Raw genomic sequence first — 20,159 nt, forward strand, 5'->3', positions numbered from 1 at the left:
GAATACTTACCGTTTTGACCAATAGCATAGAGGCCGGCTCCATCAGCTAGCTTATAGGGTTATCCCGCGCTTTAGCTGTACGCACCTTAACATCCGTTAGGGGCATGATTTCTCCTTCTGGGGATAGATTTCAGCAGACACTGCTTGACATCAGGAGAGAAAAAATACAAGTTAACCATTGGTTTATATGGATTTTTATTGACTTGAGTTGACGTAAAAAGAGGACTTTTGGCGGAAGATCACAGGAGTCGAACCTGCCAAGGACCGCTGGCGGCCCCATCTGGATTTGAAGTCCAGCCGCCCCACCGGGGACGATGATCTTCCATAGGGAAGAGTGAGTCAGGGGGGATTATAGCGTTTTTATTGTATGGCGCTATCCATTAGATAAACATGATGAATAAAACTGCCCGATAAGGTGGATTGTAGAATCATCACCGTCAGAACCAAGCAGCTAATAACTCACTTCGCCATATTTATCGCGGTGTTCTTTCGGCGTGATCGAATACCCTTTTTTGAAAACCGAATAGAAATATTGCAATGATGGATAGCCACACATCTGTGAAATCTCATTGATAGGCAATGATGTTGCAGACAGCAAATTGCGCGCCCTATCCAGTTTTTCTTCATGAATAACACCATGAATAGTCTGCCCTATATCATCTTTAAAGCGCTTTTCCAGATTTGAGCGCGACATGCCCACCGCATCCAACACCTGTTCGACCTTAATCCCTTTGCAAGCATGATGGCGAATATAATGCATGGCCTGAATCACTGCCGGATCGCGTAATGAACGGAAATCCGTGGAACGCCGCCCCATCACTTTGACCGGCGGCACCAGAATACGCTGCAATGGAGGGGCTTCTTGTTGCTTTTGGCGTTGATTAAGACGCTGATGCAACAACTTAGCCGCTCGATAGCCCATCTGTCGTGTGCCTTGTACTACCGACGAAAGTGCCACTCGCGATAAATAACGGGTTAACTCTTCATTATCAATGCCGATAACACTTAACTTCTCCGGTACTGCAATATCCAGATGCTCGCAAACCTGCAATAAATGGCGCGCTCTTGCATCGGTGACCGCAATGATACCTGTCTGGTGCGGCAACGTTTGTACCCAGTCTGCCAGCCGATTTTGTGTGTATTGCCAATTAGCAGGGGCGGTGGCCATTCCCTGATAAACGACCCCCTGATATTGTTCTGCGGCCACTAATTGTCGAAACGCATATTCCCGCTCCTGTGCCCAGCGTTTATCGCTGCTGGCGGGCAGCCCGTAAAACGCAAAGCGATTTAATCCTTTTTCTTTCAAATGCATAAATGCTGCTTCCACCAAGGCGGCGTTATCTGTCGCAATATAATCTACCGGTGGATAATCTTCTATTTGATGGTAAGACCCCCCCACACCAATAATCGGGACATCGACATTCGCCAGTAGCTGCTCTATTTGTCGATCATCAAAATCCGCAATCACCCCATCACCCAACCAATCCCTAATGTTATCGATGCGGCAGCGAAAATCCTCTTCAATGAAAATATCCCAGTCACATTGCGAAGCCTGCAAGTACTCGCCAACGCCCTCCACCACTTGTCGGTCGTACACTTTGTTGGCATTAAATAATAAGGTTATCCGGTAGCGTTTCTCAAACATGGAATAGCTCCTGAAAGGGGTGGGATAGCAAAACTGAATGCGCAAAGAGACCAAAGCAATATCGCGTTGATCTCTTTGCGATGGGTAAAATTACACCCGGCGTTTTGTGGCGGAATCCATCCACACAGCCAGCAGCAAAATTGCACCTTTGACAATGTACTGCCAGAAAGTCGGCACATCTAGCATGCTCATCCCATTGTCGAGAGAAGCCATGATAAATGCCCCCATCACCGCCCCCGCCACACTGCCGATCCCGCCAGCAAGACTGGTGCCCCCGATGACACAGGCGGCAATCGCATCCAACTCGGCAATATTCCCCGCAGAAGGTGAACCCGCCCCCAAACGTGAGCTAAGAATCAAACCGGCCATGGCGACCATCAATCCATTGATTGCAAATACCGCCAATTTGGTGCGTTCCACATTAACCCCAGACAAGCGGGCAGCATCAATATTGCCACCAATGGCATAGATCCGGCGGCCAAAAGCAGTTCGAGTGGCCATAAATATTCCGGCCAACATTAGGGCAGTAAGAATCAACACCGGAGTAGGTACGCCACGATAATCATTTAATAAATATATGGCACCAAGAACGATAACGGCGGTAATCGATTGGCGGGTGATATCCCCTTGCGGAGCTGCAACAGGCAGGCCCAACCGAATACGATGGCTACGCCGACGCCACTGCCAGGCCACAAATAGCATCAGGCCAATGGCACCAATACCAAATCCTAGGCCATTGGGTAGATAGCTTTGACCAATCTGTGACATGGCATTGCTGGTAGGTGATACCGTGGTGCCATTGGTGATGCCGATTAAGATACCGCGAAAAGCCAACATCCCCGCGAGGGTGACAATAAACGAGGGGACTTTGCGATAAGCAACCCACCACCCATTCCATGCGCCGAGCACCAACCCCAGCATCAGTGTGACAACGATGGTCAGCGGTAATGGCCAGCCAAGCCACACATCAAAAATTGCCGCGACACCCCCTAATAACCCCATCATTGAGCCAACGGATAAATCGATTTCTGCCGAGATAATGACAAAAACCATCCCCACGGCCAAAATTCCGGTAATCGCTGTTTGTCTCAGTAAGTTAGAGATATTTCTGGCGCTGAGATAAGCCCCTTCAGTGGTGAAAGTAAAAAACAGCATAATAACGGCGATAGCCGCCAACATGACAAAAACTTGCAAATTAAGCGATTTTAGCCGAAATAGTGGCTTTTTATCGCCATTTTCTGGTGTGTTGATATCCGTTTGATTAGCTTGCGACATGGGTTTCACTCCTGAGTGCGGCTTCCATGACCTTTTCTTGAGTCAGGTTATGGTTAATGAGATCGGCCTTGATGCGCCCTTGGTGCATGACCAGTACGCGATCACTTAATCCCAAGACCTCCGGCAATTCAGAGGAAATCACAATGACCGCAATCCCCTGCTGGACCAATTGGTTGATAAGTTTATAAATTTCATACTTTGCACCAATGTCGATACCGCGCGTCGGTTCGTCGAGAATCAAAATGCGCGGATTTAACAACAGGCACTTTGCAAGAATGGCTTTTTGCTGATTCCCCCCGCTCAGGCGAGCTATCGCCAGTTCCGAAGAAGACGTTTTTACTTTTAAACGAGCTAAGGACTGCACAATAGTCGACTGCTCTTTCGCGTCATCCAGCATGCTGAAAGAACCGGTGAAGTCATCTAATGCAGCCAGTGTGATATTGGCCCCTACCCCCATGACCGGCACGATGCCATCTTTTTTGCGATCTTCCGGCACCATGGCAATGCCCAGTTTCATAGCCTGCTGACAATGGTTAATGGTGACCGCTTGACCATCAATAAAAATATCGCCCTGCCAGCGACCAGGGTAGACACCAAACAAGCATTGCACTGTTTCTGTCCGGCCAGATCCCACCAATCCAGCCACCCCCAAAATCTCACCACGCTTCAAGGAGAAAGAAACCTCGTCTACCCGACGGATATGGCGGTTTACCGGGTGCCAGGCGCAGAGATTTTCCACGCGGAGAATTTCTTCACCAATATGATGGGCTTCATGTGGATAAAGCTCTTTCAGTTCACGACCAACCATCATGGCAATGATGTCATCTTCAGTCATGGCCGCTGCGGGCCGAGTGCCAATATGGCGGCCATCACGGATCACGCAGATATCGTCCGATATAGCTTTAACTTCATTTAATTTGTGCGAAATATAGATGCAGGCAATACCGTGATTACGCAGATCGCGAATAATATCCAGCAAAATAGCCGTTTCGCTTTCTGTTAGAGAGGCCGTCGGTTCATCCAATACCAACAACCGCACTTGTTTATTTAGCGCTTTCGCAATTTCAACCAACTGTTGCTGCCCCAGCCCCAGTTCACCTACTGGCGTATGCGGGTCTACGACCAATTTCACCTGCGCCAACATCCGTTGGCAACGCAAATACATGGCATCGTAATCCATAATGCCAAAACGCCCCCATTCGGAACCGAGGAACATGTTTTCCAGCACAGACATTTGTTTCACTAGTGCCAATTCTTGATGAATTATTGCAATGCCTTTTTGCTCTGTTTCCCGAATGTTTTTGGCCTGAAGCGTTTCACCTGAGAAGATTATTTCGCCTTGATAAGAACCCGTAGGGTAAATACCACATAACACTTTCATCAATGTGGACTTTCCGGAGCCATTCTCCCCGCATAAAGATAATACCTGCCCAGCCTCAAGTGTCAGACTAATATTATCAACGGCTTTAACAACGCCGAATTGCTTCGTTATTTCTTTCATTTCTAGCAGGTAGGGCATAATTCCCCCATATAACCTTCATCCTCGAAGTTGCAGGGTGTTAACTGCAACTCCAAGAACTTTGGCATATATGAAATAACAGCTAATTTAATCACCGGATAAAAACTAGCGGTAAGTTAATTAATATATATCTGCTTTCTTGTGGAAACCATCAGCAATAATTGTGCTGTCGATATTGTTTTTGTCCACTTGGATCGGTGTTAACAAATAAGCCGGAACATCTTTAATGCCATTATTTAATTTACTGTTCGATTGCGGTTGTTCACCTTTACCTAAAGTCACAGCAATTTCTGCGGCATCATTCGCTAATTTGCTGATTGGCTTATATACAGTCATGGTTTGAGTGCCTGCAACAATACGTTTTATTGCAGCTAAGTCAGCATCTTGCCCGGAAATAGCCACTTTACCTGCCAACCCCTGTGCCGCCAATGCCTGAATCGCACCACCTGCGGTCGCATCATTAGAGGCCACAACGGCATCAATTTTATTATTGTTGGCTGTTAATGCGTTCTCCATGATTTTCAAAGCATTTTCCGGTAACCAGGCATCAACCCACTGGTCGCCAACAATTTTTATTTTTCCGTCTTTTATCAATGGATTAAGGACTGTCATCTGCCCTTGGCGGAACAGTTTGGCATTATTATCAACAGGCGAACCGCCCATCAGGAAATAATTGCCTTGCGGTACCCGCTCAACCAGGCTCTTCGCTTGCAACTCACCGACTTTCTCATTATCAAAGGAGATATAAAAATCAATATCAGCATTATTTATCATACGATCATAAGCTAAGACTTTTATACCTTCTCGTTTTGCTTCAGCAATAACATTACTTAATACTTGTCCGTTATAGGGAATAATAACAAGAACATCCACACCACGGTTAATCATATTCTCAATCTGCGACATTTGAGTTTCTTCATTGCCATTTGCTGATTGAACAAATACTTTAGCACCGAGGGATTCAGCCTTGTTAACAAAAATATCGCGATCTTTCTGCCAACGCTCAAGGCGTAGATCATCTATCGCCATACCGATTTTAATTTCTTTACTGAAGCCTGGCTGGCTAATCATTACCAGTGCGGCGCAAGCGGAGAGTAAAATGTTCTTAAATTTCATCTTTCAGTACCTTTCTTATTGTGCAAGCAGGGTAAGAGAAACGGTAAACATCAACTGCATTAGGGATTGTTGACGCTTATTTGCTCATCGGCAATTACAGATTTTCATCCACCAATTATGTTTTTTGGTTTAATGTTAATTTTATGATAACGATCATGTTTTCTTTCCTAGAAAATACATAATTCCACCAAGAGATGTTATCAGTGCAATGAATATTAAGGTATTTTTATAATTAATCGTTTATTTATGAGATCTACACCACAATTAATAATTCTCTGAATTTAAGTGTGAAATAACGTAATTGAGAGAATAACAAACAACTCCGAAGATAAAAGCTCACCAGCCCGGTCATGCGGGCCAGCTTCCAAGGAGTATTGCATGCAATCTTATTTTGATGAATTAGAACAAGTGCGTTACGAAGGCAGCCAGAGCACTAATCCGCTGGCATTTCATCACTACAATCCGGATGAAATTATCCTTGGTAAGCGGATGGCAGACCATCTGCGCTTTGCGGCTTGTTACTGGCACACATTCTGCTGGGGTGGGGCTGATATGTTTGGCAGCAATGCCTTTGAGCGTCCATGGCAACAGCCGGGTGATGCACTCACCCTCGCTAAACGCAAAGCTGATGTCGCATTTGAGTTTTTCCACAAATTAAACGTACCTTATTACTGCTTCCACGATGTGGATGTGTCACCAGAAGGCTCATCTCTTAAAGAATATCTGAATAACTTCGCTACCATGACTGATGTTTTGGCCGAGAAACAAGAGAGCAGCGGCGTAAAATTATTATGGGGCACAGCCAACTGCTTTACTCACCCGCGCTACGGTGCCGGTGCCGCAACCAATCCAGATCCAGAAGTTTTTAGCTGGGCTGCGACTCAAGTTTTCACAGCAATGAATGCAACCCAAAAACTCGGCGGTGAAAACTATGTGTTATGGGGTGGCCGTGAAGGTTACGAAACCCTACTAAACACCGATTTACGGCAAGAACGCGAACAGATTGGTCGCTTTATGCAGATGGTGGTTGAGCACAAACACAAAACCGGTTTTCAGGGCACACTGCTTATTGAGCCAAAACCGCAGGAACCGACCAAGCATCAATATGATTATGATGTTGCGACTGTTTATGGCTTCCTTAAACAGTTTGGGCTGGAAAAAGAAATTAAAGTCAATATTGAAGCCAACCACGCCACTCTGGCTGGGCACTCCTTCCACCATGAGATTGCCAGTGCGATTGCGCTCGGCATTTTTGGCTCGGTAGATGCGAACCGTGGCGACCCACAACTGGGTTGGGATACCGACCAGTTCCCTAACAGTGTTGAAGAAAATGCACTGGTCATGTTTGAAATCCTGAAAGCAGGTGGTTTTACCACTGGTGGCCTGAATTTCGATGCTAAAGTGCGCCGTCAAAGTACTGATAAATATGATCTGTTTTACGGCCATATTGGGGCAATGGACACCATGGCGTTGGCACTAAAAATTGCCGCCAAAATGATTGAAGACGGGCAATTGGATCAACGGGTTGCGAAACGTTATGCCGGTTGGAATACTGAATTGGGTCAACAGATCCTGAAAGGTAAGTTGTCACTGGAAGATTTGGCCCGCTATGCCAGCCAGCATAATCTGAACCCGCAGCATCAGAGTGGGCATCAAGAGCAGTTGGAAAATCTGGTTAATCGCTATCTGTTTGGTTGATGGTCAAAAGGGGCACACGGTGCCCCTATCTCGTATAAGGAAAACACATGTACATTGGCATCGATCTGGGCACCTCCGGCGTTAAAGTCATTCTACTGGCTGAAAACGGGCAAGTGATTGCCAGCCAAGGTGCTGCGTTATCCGTCTCTCGCCCACATCCTTTATGGTCAGAACAGAACCCTGCTGATTGGTGGCAGGCGACTGATCACGCCATGCAAGCTCTTGCCGCGGAGCATAATTTACAACAGGTCAAAGCCCTCGGCCTAACTGGGCAAATGCACGGCGCAACCTTGCTGGACCACCAGCATCAAGTGCTGCGTCCCGCCATTTTATGGAATGATGGTCGCAGCTTTTCCCAATGTTTGGCGCTGGAAAAAGCAGTACCAGAATCACGCCAAATTACGGGTAATTTGATGATGCCGGGTTTTACCGCGCCGAAGCTGAAATGGTTGGCGGAACATGAGCCAGATATGTTCAATCGTATCGATAAGGTGCTGTTACCAAAAGATTATCTTCGTTTTCTCATCAGTGGCGATTTTGCCTCTGATATGTCCGATGCCGCTGGAACAATGTGGCTCAATGTTGCCAAGCGCGACTGGAGCGATGAAATGCTGGCGGCCTGTGGCCTTAATCGCCAACACATGCCGACCCTATTTGAAGGCAGCCAGATTACCGGCCATGTCAGTGCTGATATAGCACGCCGTTGGGGAATTAAACAGGTGCCTGTCGTTGCAGGCGGAGGTGATAATGCTGCCGGTGCCATCGGTGTTGGGTTATACCAAACCGGGCAAGCCATGTTATCGCTGGGTACATCAGGCGTCTATTTTGCGGTCAGTGATGGTTTTCTGAGTAACCCTGCTAGTGCAGTGCACAGTTTTTGTCATGCATTGCCAAATACCTGGCATTTGATGTCTGTCATGCTAAGTGCGGCATCCTGTCTGGATTGGGCTTGCCAGCTCACTGGCGTGGAGAGTGTTCCAGCACTCATTGAAGCCGTGGAAAATACGCCTTCCGCCAGCACGCCCGTGTGGTTTCTGCCCTATCTCTCCGGTGAACGGACTCCCCATAATAATCCGAATGCTAAAGGCGCTTTCTGGGGCTTTACTCACCAACATGGCCGAGCAGATTTGGCCCGTGCGGTGTTGGAGGGCGTAGGATTTGCCTTAGCCGATGGGATGGATGCTCTGCATGCCAGTGGATTGCAGCCCAAAGCGGTCACATTAATTGGCGGTGGTGCACGCAGCTCCTATTGGCGGCAAATGCTAGCAGATATCAGTGGCCAGACACTGGAGTATCGCACCGGAGGTGACGTTGGCCCTGCCTTGGGTGCCGCTCGGTTAGCGCAAATTGCCCTGAATCCAGATATTCCATTAGCCAATTTATTACCACCATTACCACTGGAACAGACCCATTATCCTGATGCACAGCGGCACCGCGATTATGCCGCTCGTCGGAGCACGTTTAAAAAGCTCTATCAGCAATTACTGCCATTATGTGAGTAGTGGTTCTGAATCTGGTCTCTTTTACTCCCTATGATGGCCGGATTTGGCATTCCACTTAACATAAAACACGGTGATGATGGCCCTCTACCTACACGGCGGAGGGCCGAAAATGACTCACAGTGCACTACTTATCATTGATGTCCAACAATCGTTTGAACATAAAGATTTTTGGCAGCAGCAAGATTTACCTGCATTTTCTGCGGCCTTAAACCAGCTTATCGCTGGGTGTAAGCTGCGAGGTGTCGCTCTGGTGGATATCTTTCATGTGGCGGCTGAAGGCCCGTTTTCTCTGGCTTCCGGCTATGTTAAGCCCATGTCACTGGTGTCCCATCAAGCAGATGTTACTGTGCAAAAACGGGTACATAATGCGCTGACAGATTCAGGGCTGGATCAATGGCTCAAGGAGCGGCATATCAATCATCTGATTATTGCCGGAATGCGCACCGAACAATGCTGCGAAACGACGGCTCGCGTGGCATCAGATCTAGGCTATCAGGTGACGTTTGTCACTGAAGCGACGCTGACCTTCCCTATGACCCAACCGAATGGCGTAATACTCAGCAGTGAAGAATTGAAGCTACGCACTGAAACGGTGCTCGTTGACCGGTTTGCCACCCTTAAAAGTGTTGCCCAAACCTTGGATGCGCTGGATTCACAACCGCCTATTACAACCAACGAAACACCGATCAGTTGGCAACCACAGCCTTACTTGCCCAGATCCATTACGCCTGCGGGAATTAAAAATCTTAATTGCTGGCAGTTGAAGCGCTATGTCATTCGTTATTCGCAGGCCCAAGGGGCGGTACCCGATTACACTCCGGCTTATCAACTCGTTAAACAGTGGTTACCTAATGAAGCTGAAACGGTAAATCGCCCCGGAGTGGGGTTGGTGATTGAACATCAAGGCAAAACGCTGAATTACCTGATTGTCGGATGGTGGGATAACGAAAATGAATTGCGCGTAAAAGTCTGGGTACAGGAGCACGGAATTTGGCGCGCAGCACGAGACGAATCTTTCTGTGTGTGGGATTTGCAAGTAATCGCCTTTGAACGCGATGCTTTTGTTGATACTTTGCTACAGCCTATCCCAGATATTCTGGCTTATATGAACCGTTATCTGACGATAACTGTGGATTAATTATGCAACGAAATGTCTACTTTCTCTTGCTGCCCGGCGTGCTATCGCTGGATTTAACCGGCCCTGCTGAAACTTTGCGGTTGGCTGGGGCGTTTACACTTTCCTATATCAGCCCGTTACCGGAAGTGATGTCATCTACCGAGATGATGTTGGGCCAGCTACAACCACTCCCCGATAGCTTGCCAGAAGGTAGCTTGTTGGTGGTGCCGGGAGTGAGTGATTCGCGCCACTATTTTGCCACCGAAACGGCTGGCGTGGCTCGCCAGTGGTTACAGCAACAGAAAGCAGCCATCGCGCAACAAAAAAACATCTTAGTTTGTGTCTGTTCTGGTGCGCTGTTAGCCGCCCAAGCCGGATTACTGGATGGTTACCAATGCACCACCCACCATCATGTGTTGGAGCGATTGCGCCAACAAGCGCCACGCGCGCAAACCAAAGAGAATCGGATTTTTGTTGAAGATCGTGGGGTGTATACCAGTGCTGGGATTACGGCGGGGATTGACCTATCTTTGCACCTGATTAGCCGCTATTGCAGCCCACAGACGGCATTGGAAGTGGCGCGGGAAATGGTGGTTTATTTTCGCCGCTCTGGTGATGATCCACAGCTTTCTCCTTGGCTCCGTTATCGTAATCATCTTCATCCCGCGGTTCACCGCGCGCAAGATGTGATGTCGGCAGAACCCCAAGCGGAGTGGTCGCTGCTTGATGTTGCGCAAAAAGCCCATGTCAGTAGCCGCCACTTAACCCGACTATTCCGGGAACATGTCGGGATCAGCGTGCGCGAGTTTCACGAACAATTACGGGTAGCGGTAGCGGAAGTTCGGTTACAGGAAGGATTAACACTGGAGAAGGCAGCACTGGCGGCCGGGTTCTCCTCCGGTCGCCAATTACGTCGCGCGCAACAGCGTGGATTGGTTGTGGTTAACTGACCAAACGCCGCTTATCAATGCGCTGCAACCCCATCGATAATAACGTACTCAATGCCAGTGCAAGCGCAAAGACATAGAAAATGTCCAAGATTGGATAGGCGGTGAAATCGTAATGATGGGTGCGGATAAAATGAATAATCAGCGCATGGAACCCATAAATCGCCAATGAATGCCCAGCAAGCCAGCTTAACCAAGCAACAGGTCGATTCAGACAATTTTTAAACCACACCAACAGTGATACAGCAGCAACAAAAACCAGCGGGCCACAATACATATAGAAAGTATCTGCAAAGCTGCCATTAATTCGCGTCTGTTTCTCCGTCGAAATGGCAATCAATATAACGCTCACTATAAACAGCGATGCGGCCCCCCAACTGATGACTCGCCCTTGAGTATCCAGCATCCCTATTGCCCGCCCCAGCAGCGCATACAACAAATAGTAGAAAGTATCGCCGTAAATATAGAGATTTATTGGTAGTAAATGGAAGTCGCCCATCGAGTATTTACTGGTTTGTGGGTTAGCCAGCACGGCCAACAGCAAGATGATTACCGCCAGATAGCGTCCCGATACCGGCTTGACGTTAATCAACGGTGAAACCAGATAGACCACGATAATGGCGTAAAAAAACCACAAATGATAAAACACCGGCTTTTGCAGAATATTGTTCAGGGAAGCCCAACCATTGATGGAGGTCAGGGTCGAAATGTAAATCAGCGCCACTACGCTATAGAACAACAAGCACAGCCCGATGCGGGTAAAATGCTTTGATTGCGCGCTTTTTTCACCAAAGAACAGATAACCAGAGATCATAAAAAACAACGGAACACAGGCACGAGAAGCCGAATTCAATAAATTGGCAATGTCCCAATTGGTTTCCCCTACCAGCGCACCGCTGGTGACGTAATAGGTTGTGGCATGGATCATAACCACCATAATGCAGGCCACTGCGCGCAAATTATCAATCCAGCCAATCTTATTGGTCATGCATACTCTCTATCACTCGAGTTATTTTCTTGTTATTTAGGATGCCAATCATCAGGCTGCAAACAATAACGTAAATTGAGTGATATACACAAAGTAAATGGTATTGCAGCTAGCATGTCCGCAACATCAAGTCCGTAAGGAGGGTTGCTATACTTGAACATTGACGGCAAAATAGCCGTCCCGACATGCTCTGACTGTATATCCTGCCTGAGCAGTCCCATTTTTTTGTTTACTATTAATAGCTTAATCTATGCAAACTTCATTTTCACCCGCGACGCGTTTAGGTCGGCGGGCGCTTTTATTTCCCTTGTGTTTAGTGTTGTTCGAATTTGCTGCGTATATTGCCAACGATATGATTCAGCCCGGAATGCTGGCCGTAGTGGCTGATTTTAACGCCAGCGTAGAGTGGGTTCCGACATCCATGACGGCTTATCTGGCAGGCGGTATGTTCTTGCAATGGCTGCTTGGCCCGCTGTCGGATCGCCGTGGGCGACGTCCGGTGATGCTGGCTGGAGTCGCATTCTTTGTTGTGACATGCCTGGCTATTTTACTGGTCAATACCATCGAGCAATTTATAGCCATGCGTTTCCTGCAAGGAATTGGCTTGTGCTTTATTGGTGCAGTGGGTTACGCCACGATTCAGGAATCATTTGAAGAGGCGGTCTGTATTAAAATTACCGCGCTAATGGCAAATGTGGCATTAATCGCCCCACTACTTGGCCCACTGGCCGGGGCAGCACTGATTCATGTTGCGCCGTGGCAGACAATGTTTGTGCTATTTGCTGTGCTGGGAGCCATTTCGTTTGTGGGTTTGTGGCGCGCTATGCCAGAAACTGCCTCGCGCAAAGGGGAAAAACTGTCCGTGGGGGCCATGTGGCACGACTATAAACTCGTGCTCGCCAATCGCCGCTTCCTATGTGGTTCTCTGGCGTTGGGCTTTGCCAGTCTGCCGTTGCTGGCGTGGATTGCACAATCCCCGGTGATTCTGATTAGCGGCGAGCAACTCTCAACGGTTGAATACGGTATCTTGCAGGTTCCTATTTTCGGTGCGCTGATTATTGGCAACCTGACACTGGCGAGATTGAGCGGTAAAACCAGCGTTCCACAGCTTATCCGCTACGGCGCAGGCCCGATGATTGTGGGATTGATGATTGCCGCAGGCTCTACACTCTATTCATCTCATGCCTATCTGTGGATGACTGCCGGGCTGAGTCTCTATGCCTTTGGTATTGGTTTGGCGAATGCCGGATTAGTCCGACTGACTCTATTCTCCAGCGAGATGAGTAAAGGCACTGTATCAGCCGCCATGGGGATGATCAGTATGATGGTCTTCACTTTTGGCATTGAGTTTGCCAAAGTCGCCTATCTGTGGGGCAACAGCGGCATCTTTAATCTGTTCAATCTGATCAGTGGATTACTGTGGCTGGGCTTGGTGGTGATATTTATTCGCCGTCAGCCAAAGACATTGGCAGCGGAGTAATTTCAGAAATAGTCTACCGACATAATACAATGGCCTATATTGATGATATAGGCCAACCTATCTGGATTGATTAACGCAGTGACAACCACTGGCGAAGACGGTTTCTTGCCCAGATAATTTCGATGATGAAAACAAGGCTGTCATTAATCTTTTAGATCAATAGATTTTAGTCTATTGGAGCAAACAATCCGCGGTCGCGCAGTAAATGGTCATTGCCCCGGCGTCGGGTAAATCCACTGCGGTCAAAGAATTCGAGAATCTGAATAGCCAACTTGCGGCCAACCCCCAGCCGATCACGAAAGTCTGAAGCACTGGTGCTGCCTTGGCTGGCATCCAACTCACGGACCAAATCAGCAAACTGCTCAATCCTCTGGCTTAGGTAATAGCGATCTGGAACAATTGCCGTGATAAAACCCAGTTGCGCCGCTTTTCGCAACAGGCTCCGCATCTCACCTTCATCGATTTGCAGTGCCGTGGCTAAATCCCGTACCCACCACGGTGAGTCAGTAAAATAAGGTGCGACTTGCTGCCATAGCCCCTGTTCTTGCTCTGTGAATGCCAAACCATGCTGTGGTAGATGCAGCCAGCCTCGGGTATTTTTTAATTTTCCCTCCGCCAGCAAAGTGTCAATCAAGCGAAAAACCAACGCTTCATCCAGTGTCGGCAAAGCCATACGCCGTAAACGCGCCCGCCCTAGCCCCAATTGATCACTATGTTGCTGATGATACAAACATAAAACATGCAATAGGGTTTGCTGTGCCTGTTGGGCATGAGGAAATGACAGCGCGATATCACCCGCCACAATGCTATTGGTGCTTGCCAGTAATGTGGCCGTATCACTCTCTTTCAGCTGACGCGCCCAGCTGAATTTTCGTAAAGAAACTGGCCCCTGCGTTAAATGCAAATCCAACACTTCACGATCACTCGTTGCCTGTGCCAGCTCGGTGAGCCAAGTTAAAAATGCCGGTTGCCGCTTACCCCGTTTAGGTACGGACAAATGAATGATCCGCGCACCACCCAATGTCTTTTTCGCCGCGATATCCCGCAGGATCACCCGGTCATTTTCAGCCAGCCAGAGTGGGTTATCCAGCAACAGTTCGGCCAGCACCCATTGAGGTTTCCCCTCCTCAAACTGTGGATTGTTGAGCAGCGAAAAGCGCCCGGTAATATGGCTGGCTGCATGATGCAAATGTAGCGGTTGCCAATGTTGTATCGGTGCGTCTGCATCAACGACAACCAGCACGCGATCAACCACCTCTGGCGGCCGCTGCGCCAGCAACCAATCGCCACGGTTAACCTGCTGCTTACTGATATCACCACTAATATTTAGAGCAATACGCTGGCCGGCTCGCGCTTGCTGGGTATTTTGGTTTTGGGCGTGGATGCCTCGCACCCGCACCGGGCAATCACCACCGGTGAGCCATAATGTATCCCCCACCGCGACCTTGCCTGCCAACGCGGTGCCTGTTACCACTAAACCGGCCCCCTTAACACTAAATGCGCGGTCGATAGCCAAACGAAAGCATCTTTGCAACCGGTCATTATCTTCATCTTGCTGATAACATTGCGCTAAATGTTCTCGCAATTCGTTGATCCCACGGTCTGCCACTGCCGCTGTAACAAACAGAGTGACGCGTTCAACCTGCCAACCTTGTGCCACCAGTTCCGCCATGACTTGCTGGCGAACCTGCTCAATACGCTCGCCATCAACTCTATCCGCCTTGGTTAGCGCCACGGTGAGTGTCGGATGCCCACTCAGTCGTAAAATAGCCAGATGCTCGCGGGTTTGTGCCATCACGCCATCATCACAAGCGACCACTAGCAAGGCATGGTCGATGCCACCTACGCCAGCGAGCATATTGGCTAAAAACTTTTCATGGCCGGGAACGTCAATAAACCCAATGATGGTGCCATCAGGCTGTGGCCAGTAAGCATAGCCTAGGTCAATCGTCATCCCGCGCTGCTTTTCTTCCGGTAGACGATCAGCATTGACCCCGGTAATCGCCTGTAAAAGCGTCGTTTTGCCGTGATCAACATGACCCGCTGTGGCAATAATCATAGTGCCAGTTCCCTGAGCAATTCGGTTTCATCTTCAAGACAACGCAGGTCCAGCCACAAACGCCCGTCAGCAACACGGCCAATGACGGGTTTGGCTAGCCCACGCAAGCGCTCCGTTAGCGCCTCTAAAGCCCGCCCACTCCCCTCTTTGGGCGTAAAGGTCACCGCCCAACTGGGTAATCTATCGACGGGCAATGAACCACTACCAATCTGCGATGAACAGGGCTCAACAGCCAGAGTAAAATCAGTATAGTAACCAGCCAGCCCGGCCTGCACTCGACGGGCGCTCTCGGCAATGGCCTCTCCCGGGCGTGTCAGTAACCGCATGGTCGGTAATTGTTCAGTCAATCGGTCTGGTTGCTGATAGAGACGCAAAGTCGCATCCAGTGCAGCGAGAGTCATTTTATCGGCCCGCAGTACTCGTTTAAGGGGATGCTGTTGTAATTGCTCAATCCACTGTTTTTTGCCTAGAATAATCCCCGCTTGAGGGCCACCCAGCAACTTATCGCCGGAAAAAGTCACCAAATCGACACCCGCCGCAATCAATTGTTGTGGCATAGGTTCGGCAGGCAGGCCATAGCAGGTCATGTCGATAAGTGAACCGCTGCCCAGATCGGTTGCGGTCGGGATGGCAAACTCGCGTCCTAACGTAGCCAGTTGCTGCTCTGCAACCGAGGCAGTGAAACCCTCAATGCTGTAGTTACTGGTATGAACTTTCATTAGCAGGCCAGTATGTTCATTGATAGCCTGACGATAATCTTTCAGATGAGTACGGTTGGTCGTCCCCACTTCCACCAGTTCACAACCCGCCTGACGCATCACATCAGGAATGCGAAAAGCGCCACCAATTTCAACCAATTCCCCACGAGAAACCACTACCTGTTTCCCGGCTGCCATCACAGTTAACATCAGGAATACTGCCGCGGCATTGTTATTGACGATGCAAGCATCCTCAGCCCCGGTCAGTTCACAAAGCAAGTCAGCCACCGCCCGATCACGATGGCCCCGCCGCGCGCCACTTAACGAGTATTCCAACGTCACTGCGCCACGCATCGCGTCATCCACAGCAGAAATGGCTGATTCAGCCAACAACGCACGGCCTAAATTGGTATGCAAAACTGTACCGGAGAGGTTAAAGACAGGTTTTAGCGCGGGCTGGCGTTGGCTTAACCGTCGACGTAGAGCAGCAGGCCAATCTGTACACCAGTCAGGCAATGTATCGAATTGGCGGATATGATCCCGTGCCTCTAATTGTAACTGGCGTAGGGTTTCAGCCAATAGAACAGAGCCATACTCCGCCACCAAAGATGCCATTTCAGGCTCGTGCAGCAGGCGATCAATTGCCGGTAACTGACGGTATAACAGATGTGATTCTGCGCTCATAGTCACTCTGGGATTAGTGATAGTGAGGTCAAAAGAGCACCTAGTAGAGCTAAGTACTCTGACGGATAAATTAGTGCATTATGCTTAAATAAGCCGCATATGACACTAACACTAGGTATCAAGATGATAACTTTACCATCAAATACACTCACCTGCTGTTGATTGGGGAAAAGTTTAGATCAACAAGATGTTGTTATAATGAAAAACAATAAGCTGTATTGGAGTAATCAATACTCATACATTATTATCTTAGTGGATGACATTAGTGCGAAAATTAAACAATAACAATATAAAACATATAGATATGTCATCATCAAGATAAGAGTTTACTGGGGAAATAAAAAGAAATGACTAAAAGTCATCTTAAACATCTTTTGACATGAAATGTACCAACTTGTTTCTTTTCTTAACCCCTGCACAATCTTTGCGAAAAATAGCTACCTTTATTATATTCTTAGCTACCACAAAGCTAAAACTTGAACGATAATTGAAGTTGACTACATTCCCCCACCGTTTAAAATACCTCACTTTCATCGCTGGATTAAACTAATGCAAGGTAGTTCTATACAAGTCGCCCTCAAAGATATTACTGCTGCAATAAGACGTTTCTCATTAGTAGGAATGCTTGGTTGGCAGGACGTAAGACAAAGATATCGCCGCTCAACATTAGGTCCCTTCTGGTTGACCATCAGTATGGGGGTAATAATCGGTACTATTGGTATCGTATTCGGCTCTATCTTCAGAGCACCACTTTCTGAGTTTTTACCCTTCCTTGCTTGTGGCATGATTCTTTGGACTTTTTTCACTACAACAATAAATGAGGGTTGTGCTGGATTTATAAGTGCAGAACGCATTATTAAACAACTTCCCATTCCCTTGTTTGTACATATATTAAGAATACTTTGGCGTAATATTCTTATATTAGGTCACAATATTGTCATCCTTCCATTAGTATTTTTAGCTGTTGGTAAGCCATTAACATTATATGCTTTTCTAGCGATCCCGGGGTTTATGTTAACAGCATTAAATTTAACATGGATGGCACTTGTTTTAGGGATATTGTGTGCAAGGTATAGAGATCTTCCCCAAATTATTGCCAGCCTTCTAAATGTAATATTTTATTTCACGCCAATAATGTGGATGCCTCATTTAGTCCCAGAACGGGTCGGGGTATATATACTAGGTTTAAATCCTGTGTTCCATCTGATAAATATTGTCCGCGCACCATTACTTGGTCAGTTACCTGGCGTTGCTAGCTGGGGTATATCACTTGCTCTTGCGGTACTTGGATGGTCATTCGCACTTATAGTTTACGGGCGCTATAAGCGTCGAATTGCTTACTGGTTATAAGAAGACTTATATATGGCTTTTGTTGAATTCAATAACGTTTGCGTAGACTTCCCTATTTACAATGCCGATGGTCGTTCATTGAAAAAACGATTATTACAAGTGGCCACTGGGGGGCAATTAGGTTCGGATCAACAAGGAAGAGTTGTTGTTCGTGCAATTGATAATTTGTCATTTGTACTGAGAGATGGTGATCGAGTGGGTCTTTTAGGACACAACGGTGCGGGCAAAAGTACACTTCTTCGTCTGTTAAGTGGAGCATATGAACCGTCATCGGGCACAGCAAAAACTTCAGGCGAGATTGGTTCATTGATTGATATTTCTCTCGGGATTGATGCTGAGGCAACGGGTAGAGAAAACATTTACCTCCGAGGTGGTTTATTAGGTCGTTCTCGCGCTGAAATCACTGCTCGACTAGATGAAATTATAGAATTTTCGGAATTAGGTGATTTCGTTGATATGCCGGTACGGACATACTCTACTGGTATGCATTTACGTTTGGCTTTTGCTGTTTCAACAATTGTTCGGCCAGAAATCTTGTTAATGGACGAATGGCTTTCTGTTGGAGATGAAGGATTTAAGCAAAAGGCAGAGACTCGATTAGGGGAAATGGTGCAAGCGACTAATATTTTAGTTATTGCATCTCATTCTAAGAGTCTGGTAATGAAAACCTGTAACCGGGCGATATGGTTAGAACATGGGAAAATTTTCATGGATGGAGATGTCGAAGAAGTTTGTTCTCGCTATTTTGGTTAACAAAATATTATGGGGAATGTACACTTATGGCAATTACATCCGAATTATGTGAGTTTGTCGCGACCGCGACTTCACAGGCATTGCTTGAAAAAAAACCTTCATGGGTTAGTGGAAATATCTCAGAACTTGACCAGCTATTAGTGATAGGTCTCACCAAACTAACACGCCCCAAAAAAGTGGTAGAAATCGGTATTGCCAGTGGCTGGAGCGGATGCAGTTTTATAGAAGCCCTAGAAGCAAATAATCAATCAGCCGAATATATTGGTATTGACCTTTCCCCAAATTATTATCTTGATCAATCTAGGGCCACTGGAGCAGCAATTTCAGAGTTATTCCCTAATACCTCAATTAACGTTAGGCTTTTGCTTGGATCTTTCGCTGTAGATTTACAAAAAGAGATTGGTAAAGGTGTTGATTTAGCATTTATCGACGGGGACCATATGCACCCTTGGGCGATATTAGATCTTTTGTCGTTAATGCCAATATTAAGTCCATCTGCATATGTACTAATACACGATTTAAATCTTTCTACATACGAACGACATAATCAGACCAATAGAGGCCCGAAGTATTTGTATGAATGTTGGCCATTCGAGAAACTTCATTCCTCGCAAAATTTGCCTATGATTGGTGCCGTTAAAATGCCACAACAAGTTGATGATGAATTTCTTTTACTCCTACTGAATACAACCTATACACCATGGGAGACAAGAATTGACCCTTCAATTCTTGTAAAGATATCTTCTTCTATAGGACGTGAGTTTGGTTCTAGCTGGGAGAAAAAGTTTCAACGGGCATTTGACCAAATGAACTTGAACACAACAAATTTTTCGAAAGATAATGATCATCAAAATTTTATTGAGGAACTCATACGTATTGTTTCTCGTAACCCAAACTCGCCCGCCCATTTAGAAATGTTACATTCTGCTACCTTAGTTTTCCCAAAATCAGCTAAACTATTCCACCAGTTATCAGTATTACAATATAGAGCAGGCAATATTGAGGGTTCATTAACATCATCATTACAAGCCATCAACATATGTGATACAAATACACATTTTATTTCCTTTCTTGGGGAGATATATTTAGCTTTAGGTGATCTGAAAGAGGCTGAAAAATATTTACAACAAGCGATTCTCTTACAGGAAAACGTTTCTATTTTTCACTATCGCCTTGCATTAATGTACGAAAAATCCGGTCTTTTGAATGAAGCGATTACTGCTGCGCGTAGGGCTAATCAATTAACATCCAATAATCCTGATTTTGAAAAGCTGCTTCGACGTCTTTCAGACTAACAACGATCACCGAACACCTTTGGGAATATCCGA

Annotated in this window: 15 protein-coding genes and 1 tRNA gene; 8 read left to right on the forward strand and 8 right to left on the reverse strand. The window is 47.1% G+C overall.

The window, feature by feature from the left end; all coding sequences use genetic code 11:
* Window positions 1-229 precede the first annotated feature (229 nt).
* The 5 genes from HUZ92_RS09715 to xylF form a co-directional block, all read right to left on the reverse strand.
* A tRNA-Sec gene (locus HUZ92_RS09715) sits at window positions 230-324 on the reverse strand.
* A gap of 127 nt (window positions 325-451) precedes the next feature.
* On the reverse strand, window positions 452-1,645 hold the full coding sequence (xylR, locus tag HUZ92_RS09720) for a D-xylose utilization transcriptional activator XylR (RefSeq protein ID WP_050099446.1): 1,194 nt from the start codon (window positions 1,643-1,645) through the stop codon (window positions 452-454).
* Between the two features lie 90 nt (window positions 1,646-1,735).
* Entirely contained in the window at window positions 1,736-2,920 is a 1,185-nt protein-coding gene (gene xylH, locus HUZ92_RS09725; RefSeq protein ID WP_050099445.1) for a xylose ABC transporter permease XylH, read from the reverse strand.
* Entirely contained in the window at window positions 2,907-4,439 is a 1,533-nt protein-coding gene (locus HUZ92_RS09730; protein WP_050099444.1) for a xylose ABC transporter ATP-binding protein, read from the reverse strand. Before HUZ92_RS09730 ends, xylH begins: the two co-directional genes overlap by 14 nt.
* A 120-nt stretch (window positions 4,440-4,559) precedes the next feature.
* On the reverse strand, window positions 4,560-5,555 hold the full coding sequence (gene xylF / locus HUZ92_RS09735) for a D-xylose ABC transporter substrate-binding protein (protein WP_050099443.1): 996 nt from the start codon (window positions 5,553-5,555) through the stop codon (window positions 4,560-4,562).
* 378 nt (window positions 5,556-5,933) lie between these two features.
* Here xylF and xylA point away from each other — a divergent pair, with 378 nt between their 5' ends.
* From xylA to HUZ92_RS09755, 4 genes are all read left to right on the forward strand, one after another.
* Window positions 5,934-7,253 (forward strand): xylose isomerase, encoded by a 1,320-nt coding sequence (gene xylA, locus HUZ92_RS09740; protein WP_145524607.1) that lies wholly within the window; start codon window positions 5,934-5,936, stop codon window positions 7,251-7,253.
* 47 nt (window positions 7,254-7,300) lie between these two features.
* Window positions 7,301-8,755: a xylulokinase gene (xylB, locus tag HUZ92_RS09745; protein ID WP_050140066.1), complete on the forward strand. Its 1,455-nt coding sequence runs from the start codon at window positions 7,301-7,303 to the stop codon at window positions 8,753-8,755.
* A gap of 109 nt (window positions 8,756-8,864) precedes the next feature.
* Window positions 8,865-9,893, forward strand: coding sequence for an isochorismatase family protein (locus HUZ92_RS09750; RefSeq protein WP_174846819.1), 1,029 nt, complete (start codon window positions 8,865-8,867; stop codon window positions 9,891-9,893).
* 2 nt (window positions 9,894-9,895) lie between these two features.
* Window positions 9,896-10,822, forward strand: a complete 927-nt coding sequence (locus HUZ92_RS09755) for a GlxA family transcriptional regulator (protein ID WP_050099439.1) — start codon at window positions 9,896-9,898, stop codon at window positions 10,820-10,822.
* On the opposite strand, the gene HUZ92_RS09760 is transcribed toward HUZ92_RS09755, so the two are convergent.
* Window positions 10,815-11,807 (reverse strand): acyltransferase, encoded by a 993-nt coding sequence (locus HUZ92_RS09760; protein ID WP_050295641.1) that lies wholly within the window; start codon window positions 11,805-11,807, stop codon window positions 10,815-10,817. The two genes, HUZ92_RS09755 and HUZ92_RS09760, sit on opposite strands and share 8 nt — an antisense overlap.
* Before the next feature lie 250 nt (window positions 11,808-12,057).
* On the opposite strand from HUZ92_RS09760, the gene HUZ92_RS09765 reads away from it, so the two are divergent.
* Window positions 12,058-13,287 carry an MFS transporter gene (locus HUZ92_RS09765; protein ID WP_050099437.1) on the forward strand — a complete coding sequence of 410 codons (1,230 nt, stop codon included), beginning with the start codon at window positions 12,058-12,060 and terminating at the stop codon, window positions 13,285-13,287.
* Between the two features lie 166 nt (window positions 13,288-13,453).
* Here HUZ92_RS09765 and selB read toward each other — a convergent pair whose 3' ends face one another.
* Both selB and selA read right to left on the reverse strand, forming a co-directional pair.
* A complete protein-coding gene (gene selB / locus HUZ92_RS09770) occupies window positions 13,454-15,346 on the reverse strand; it encodes a selenocysteine-specific translation elongation factor (protein WP_145524599.1) in 1,893 nt (630 codons plus the stop codon).
* Complete coding sequence (selA, locus tag HUZ92_RS09775) at window positions 15,343-16,728, reverse strand: L-seryl-tRNA(Sec) selenium transferase (RefSeq protein ID WP_145579517.1); 1,386 nt, start codon at window positions 16,726-16,728, stop codon at window positions 15,343-15,345. Before selA ends, selB begins: the two co-directional genes overlap by 4 nt.
* Window positions 16,729-17,277: 549 nt before the next feature.
* On the opposite strand from selA, the gene HUZ92_RS09780 reads away from it, so the two are divergent.
* The 3 genes from HUZ92_RS09780 to HUZ92_RS09790 are packed head-to-tail and all read left to right on the forward strand — an operon-like array spanning window position 17,278 to window position 20,126.
* On the forward strand, window positions 17,278-18,078 hold the full coding sequence (locus HUZ92_RS09780; protein ID WP_050099434.1) for an ABC transporter permease: 801 nt from the start codon (window positions 17,278-17,280) through the stop codon (window positions 18,076-18,078).
* A 12-nt stretch (window positions 18,079-18,090) separates the two neighbouring features.
* Window positions 18,091-18,831, forward strand: coding sequence for an ABC transporter ATP-binding protein (locus tag HUZ92_RS09785; RefSeq protein WP_050099432.1), 741 nt, complete (start codon window positions 18,091-18,093; stop codon window positions 18,829-18,831).
* 26 nt (window positions 18,832-18,857) lie between these two features.
* Entirely contained in the window at window positions 18,858-20,126 is a 1,269-nt protein-coding gene (locus HUZ92_RS09790) for a class I SAM-dependent methyltransferase (protein WP_050140071.1), read from the forward strand.
* Window positions 20,127-20,159: the final 33 nt, after the last annotated feature.

This window comes from Yersinia vastinensis (genome assembly GCF_902726565.1).
Taxonomy (GTDB): Bacteria; Pseudomonadota; Gammaproteobacteria; order Enterobacterales; family Enterobacteriaceae; genus Yersinia; species Yersinia vastinensis.

Bases quoted from the DNA above. Each gene is read 5' to 3' on its own strand.
- HUZ92_RS09730 (WP_050099444.1), bottom strand. From the start codon at position 4,439: ATGCCCTACCTGCTAGAAATGAAAGAAATAACGAAGCAATTCGGCGTT.
- xylA (WP_145524607.1), top strand. From the start codon at position 5,934: ATGCAATCTTATTTTGATGAATTAGAACAAGTGCGTTACGAAGGCAGC.
- HUZ92_RS09760 (WP_050295641.1), bottom strand. From the start codon at position 11,807: ATGACCAATAAGATTGGCTGGATTGATAATTTGCGCGCAGTGGCCTGC.
- xylH (WP_050099445.1), bottom strand. From the start codon at position 2,920: ATGTCGCAAGCTAATCAAACGGATATCAACACACCAGAAAATGGCGAT.
- HUZ92_RS09765 (WP_050099437.1), top strand. From the start codon at position 12,058: ATGCAAACTTCATTTTCACCCGCGACGCGTTTAGGTCGGCGGGCGCTT.
- selA (WP_145579517.1), bottom strand. From the start codon at position 16,728: ATGAGCGCAGAATCACATCTGTTATACCGTCAGTTACCGGCAATTGAT.
- xylF (WP_050099443.1), bottom strand. From the start codon at position 5,555: ATGAAATTTAAGAACATTTTACTCTCCGCTTGCGCCGCACTGGTAATG.
- HUZ92_RS09750 (WP_174846819.1), top strand. From the start codon at position 8,865: ATGACTCACAGTGCACTACTTATCATTGATGTCCAACAATCGTTTGAA.
- selB (WP_145524599.1), bottom strand. From the start codon at position 15,346: ATGATTATTGCCACAGCGGGTCATGTTGATCACGGCAAAACGACGCTT.
- HUZ92_RS09785 (WP_050099432.1), top strand. From the start codon at position 18,091: ATGGCTTTTGTTGAATTCAATAACGTTTGCGTAGACTTCCCTATTTAC.
- HUZ92_RS09790 (WP_050140071.1), top strand. From the start codon at position 18,858: ATGGCAATTACATCCGAATTATGTGAGTTTGTCGCGACCGCGACTTCA.
- HUZ92_RS09755 (WP_050099439.1), top strand. From the start codon at position 9,896: ATGCAACGAAATGTCTACTTTCTCTTGCTGCCCGGCGTGCTATCGCTG.
- HUZ92_RS09780 (WP_050099434.1), top strand. From the start codon at position 17,278: ATGCAAGGTAGTTCTATACAAGTCGCCCTCAAAGATATTACTGCTGCA.
- xylB (WP_050140066.1), top strand. From the start codon at position 7,301: ATGTACATTGGCATCGATCTGGGCACCTCCGGCGTTAAAGTCATTCTA.
- xylR (WP_050099446.1), bottom strand. From the start codon at position 1,645: ATGTTTGAGAAACGCTACCGGATAACCTTATTATTTAATGCCAACAAA.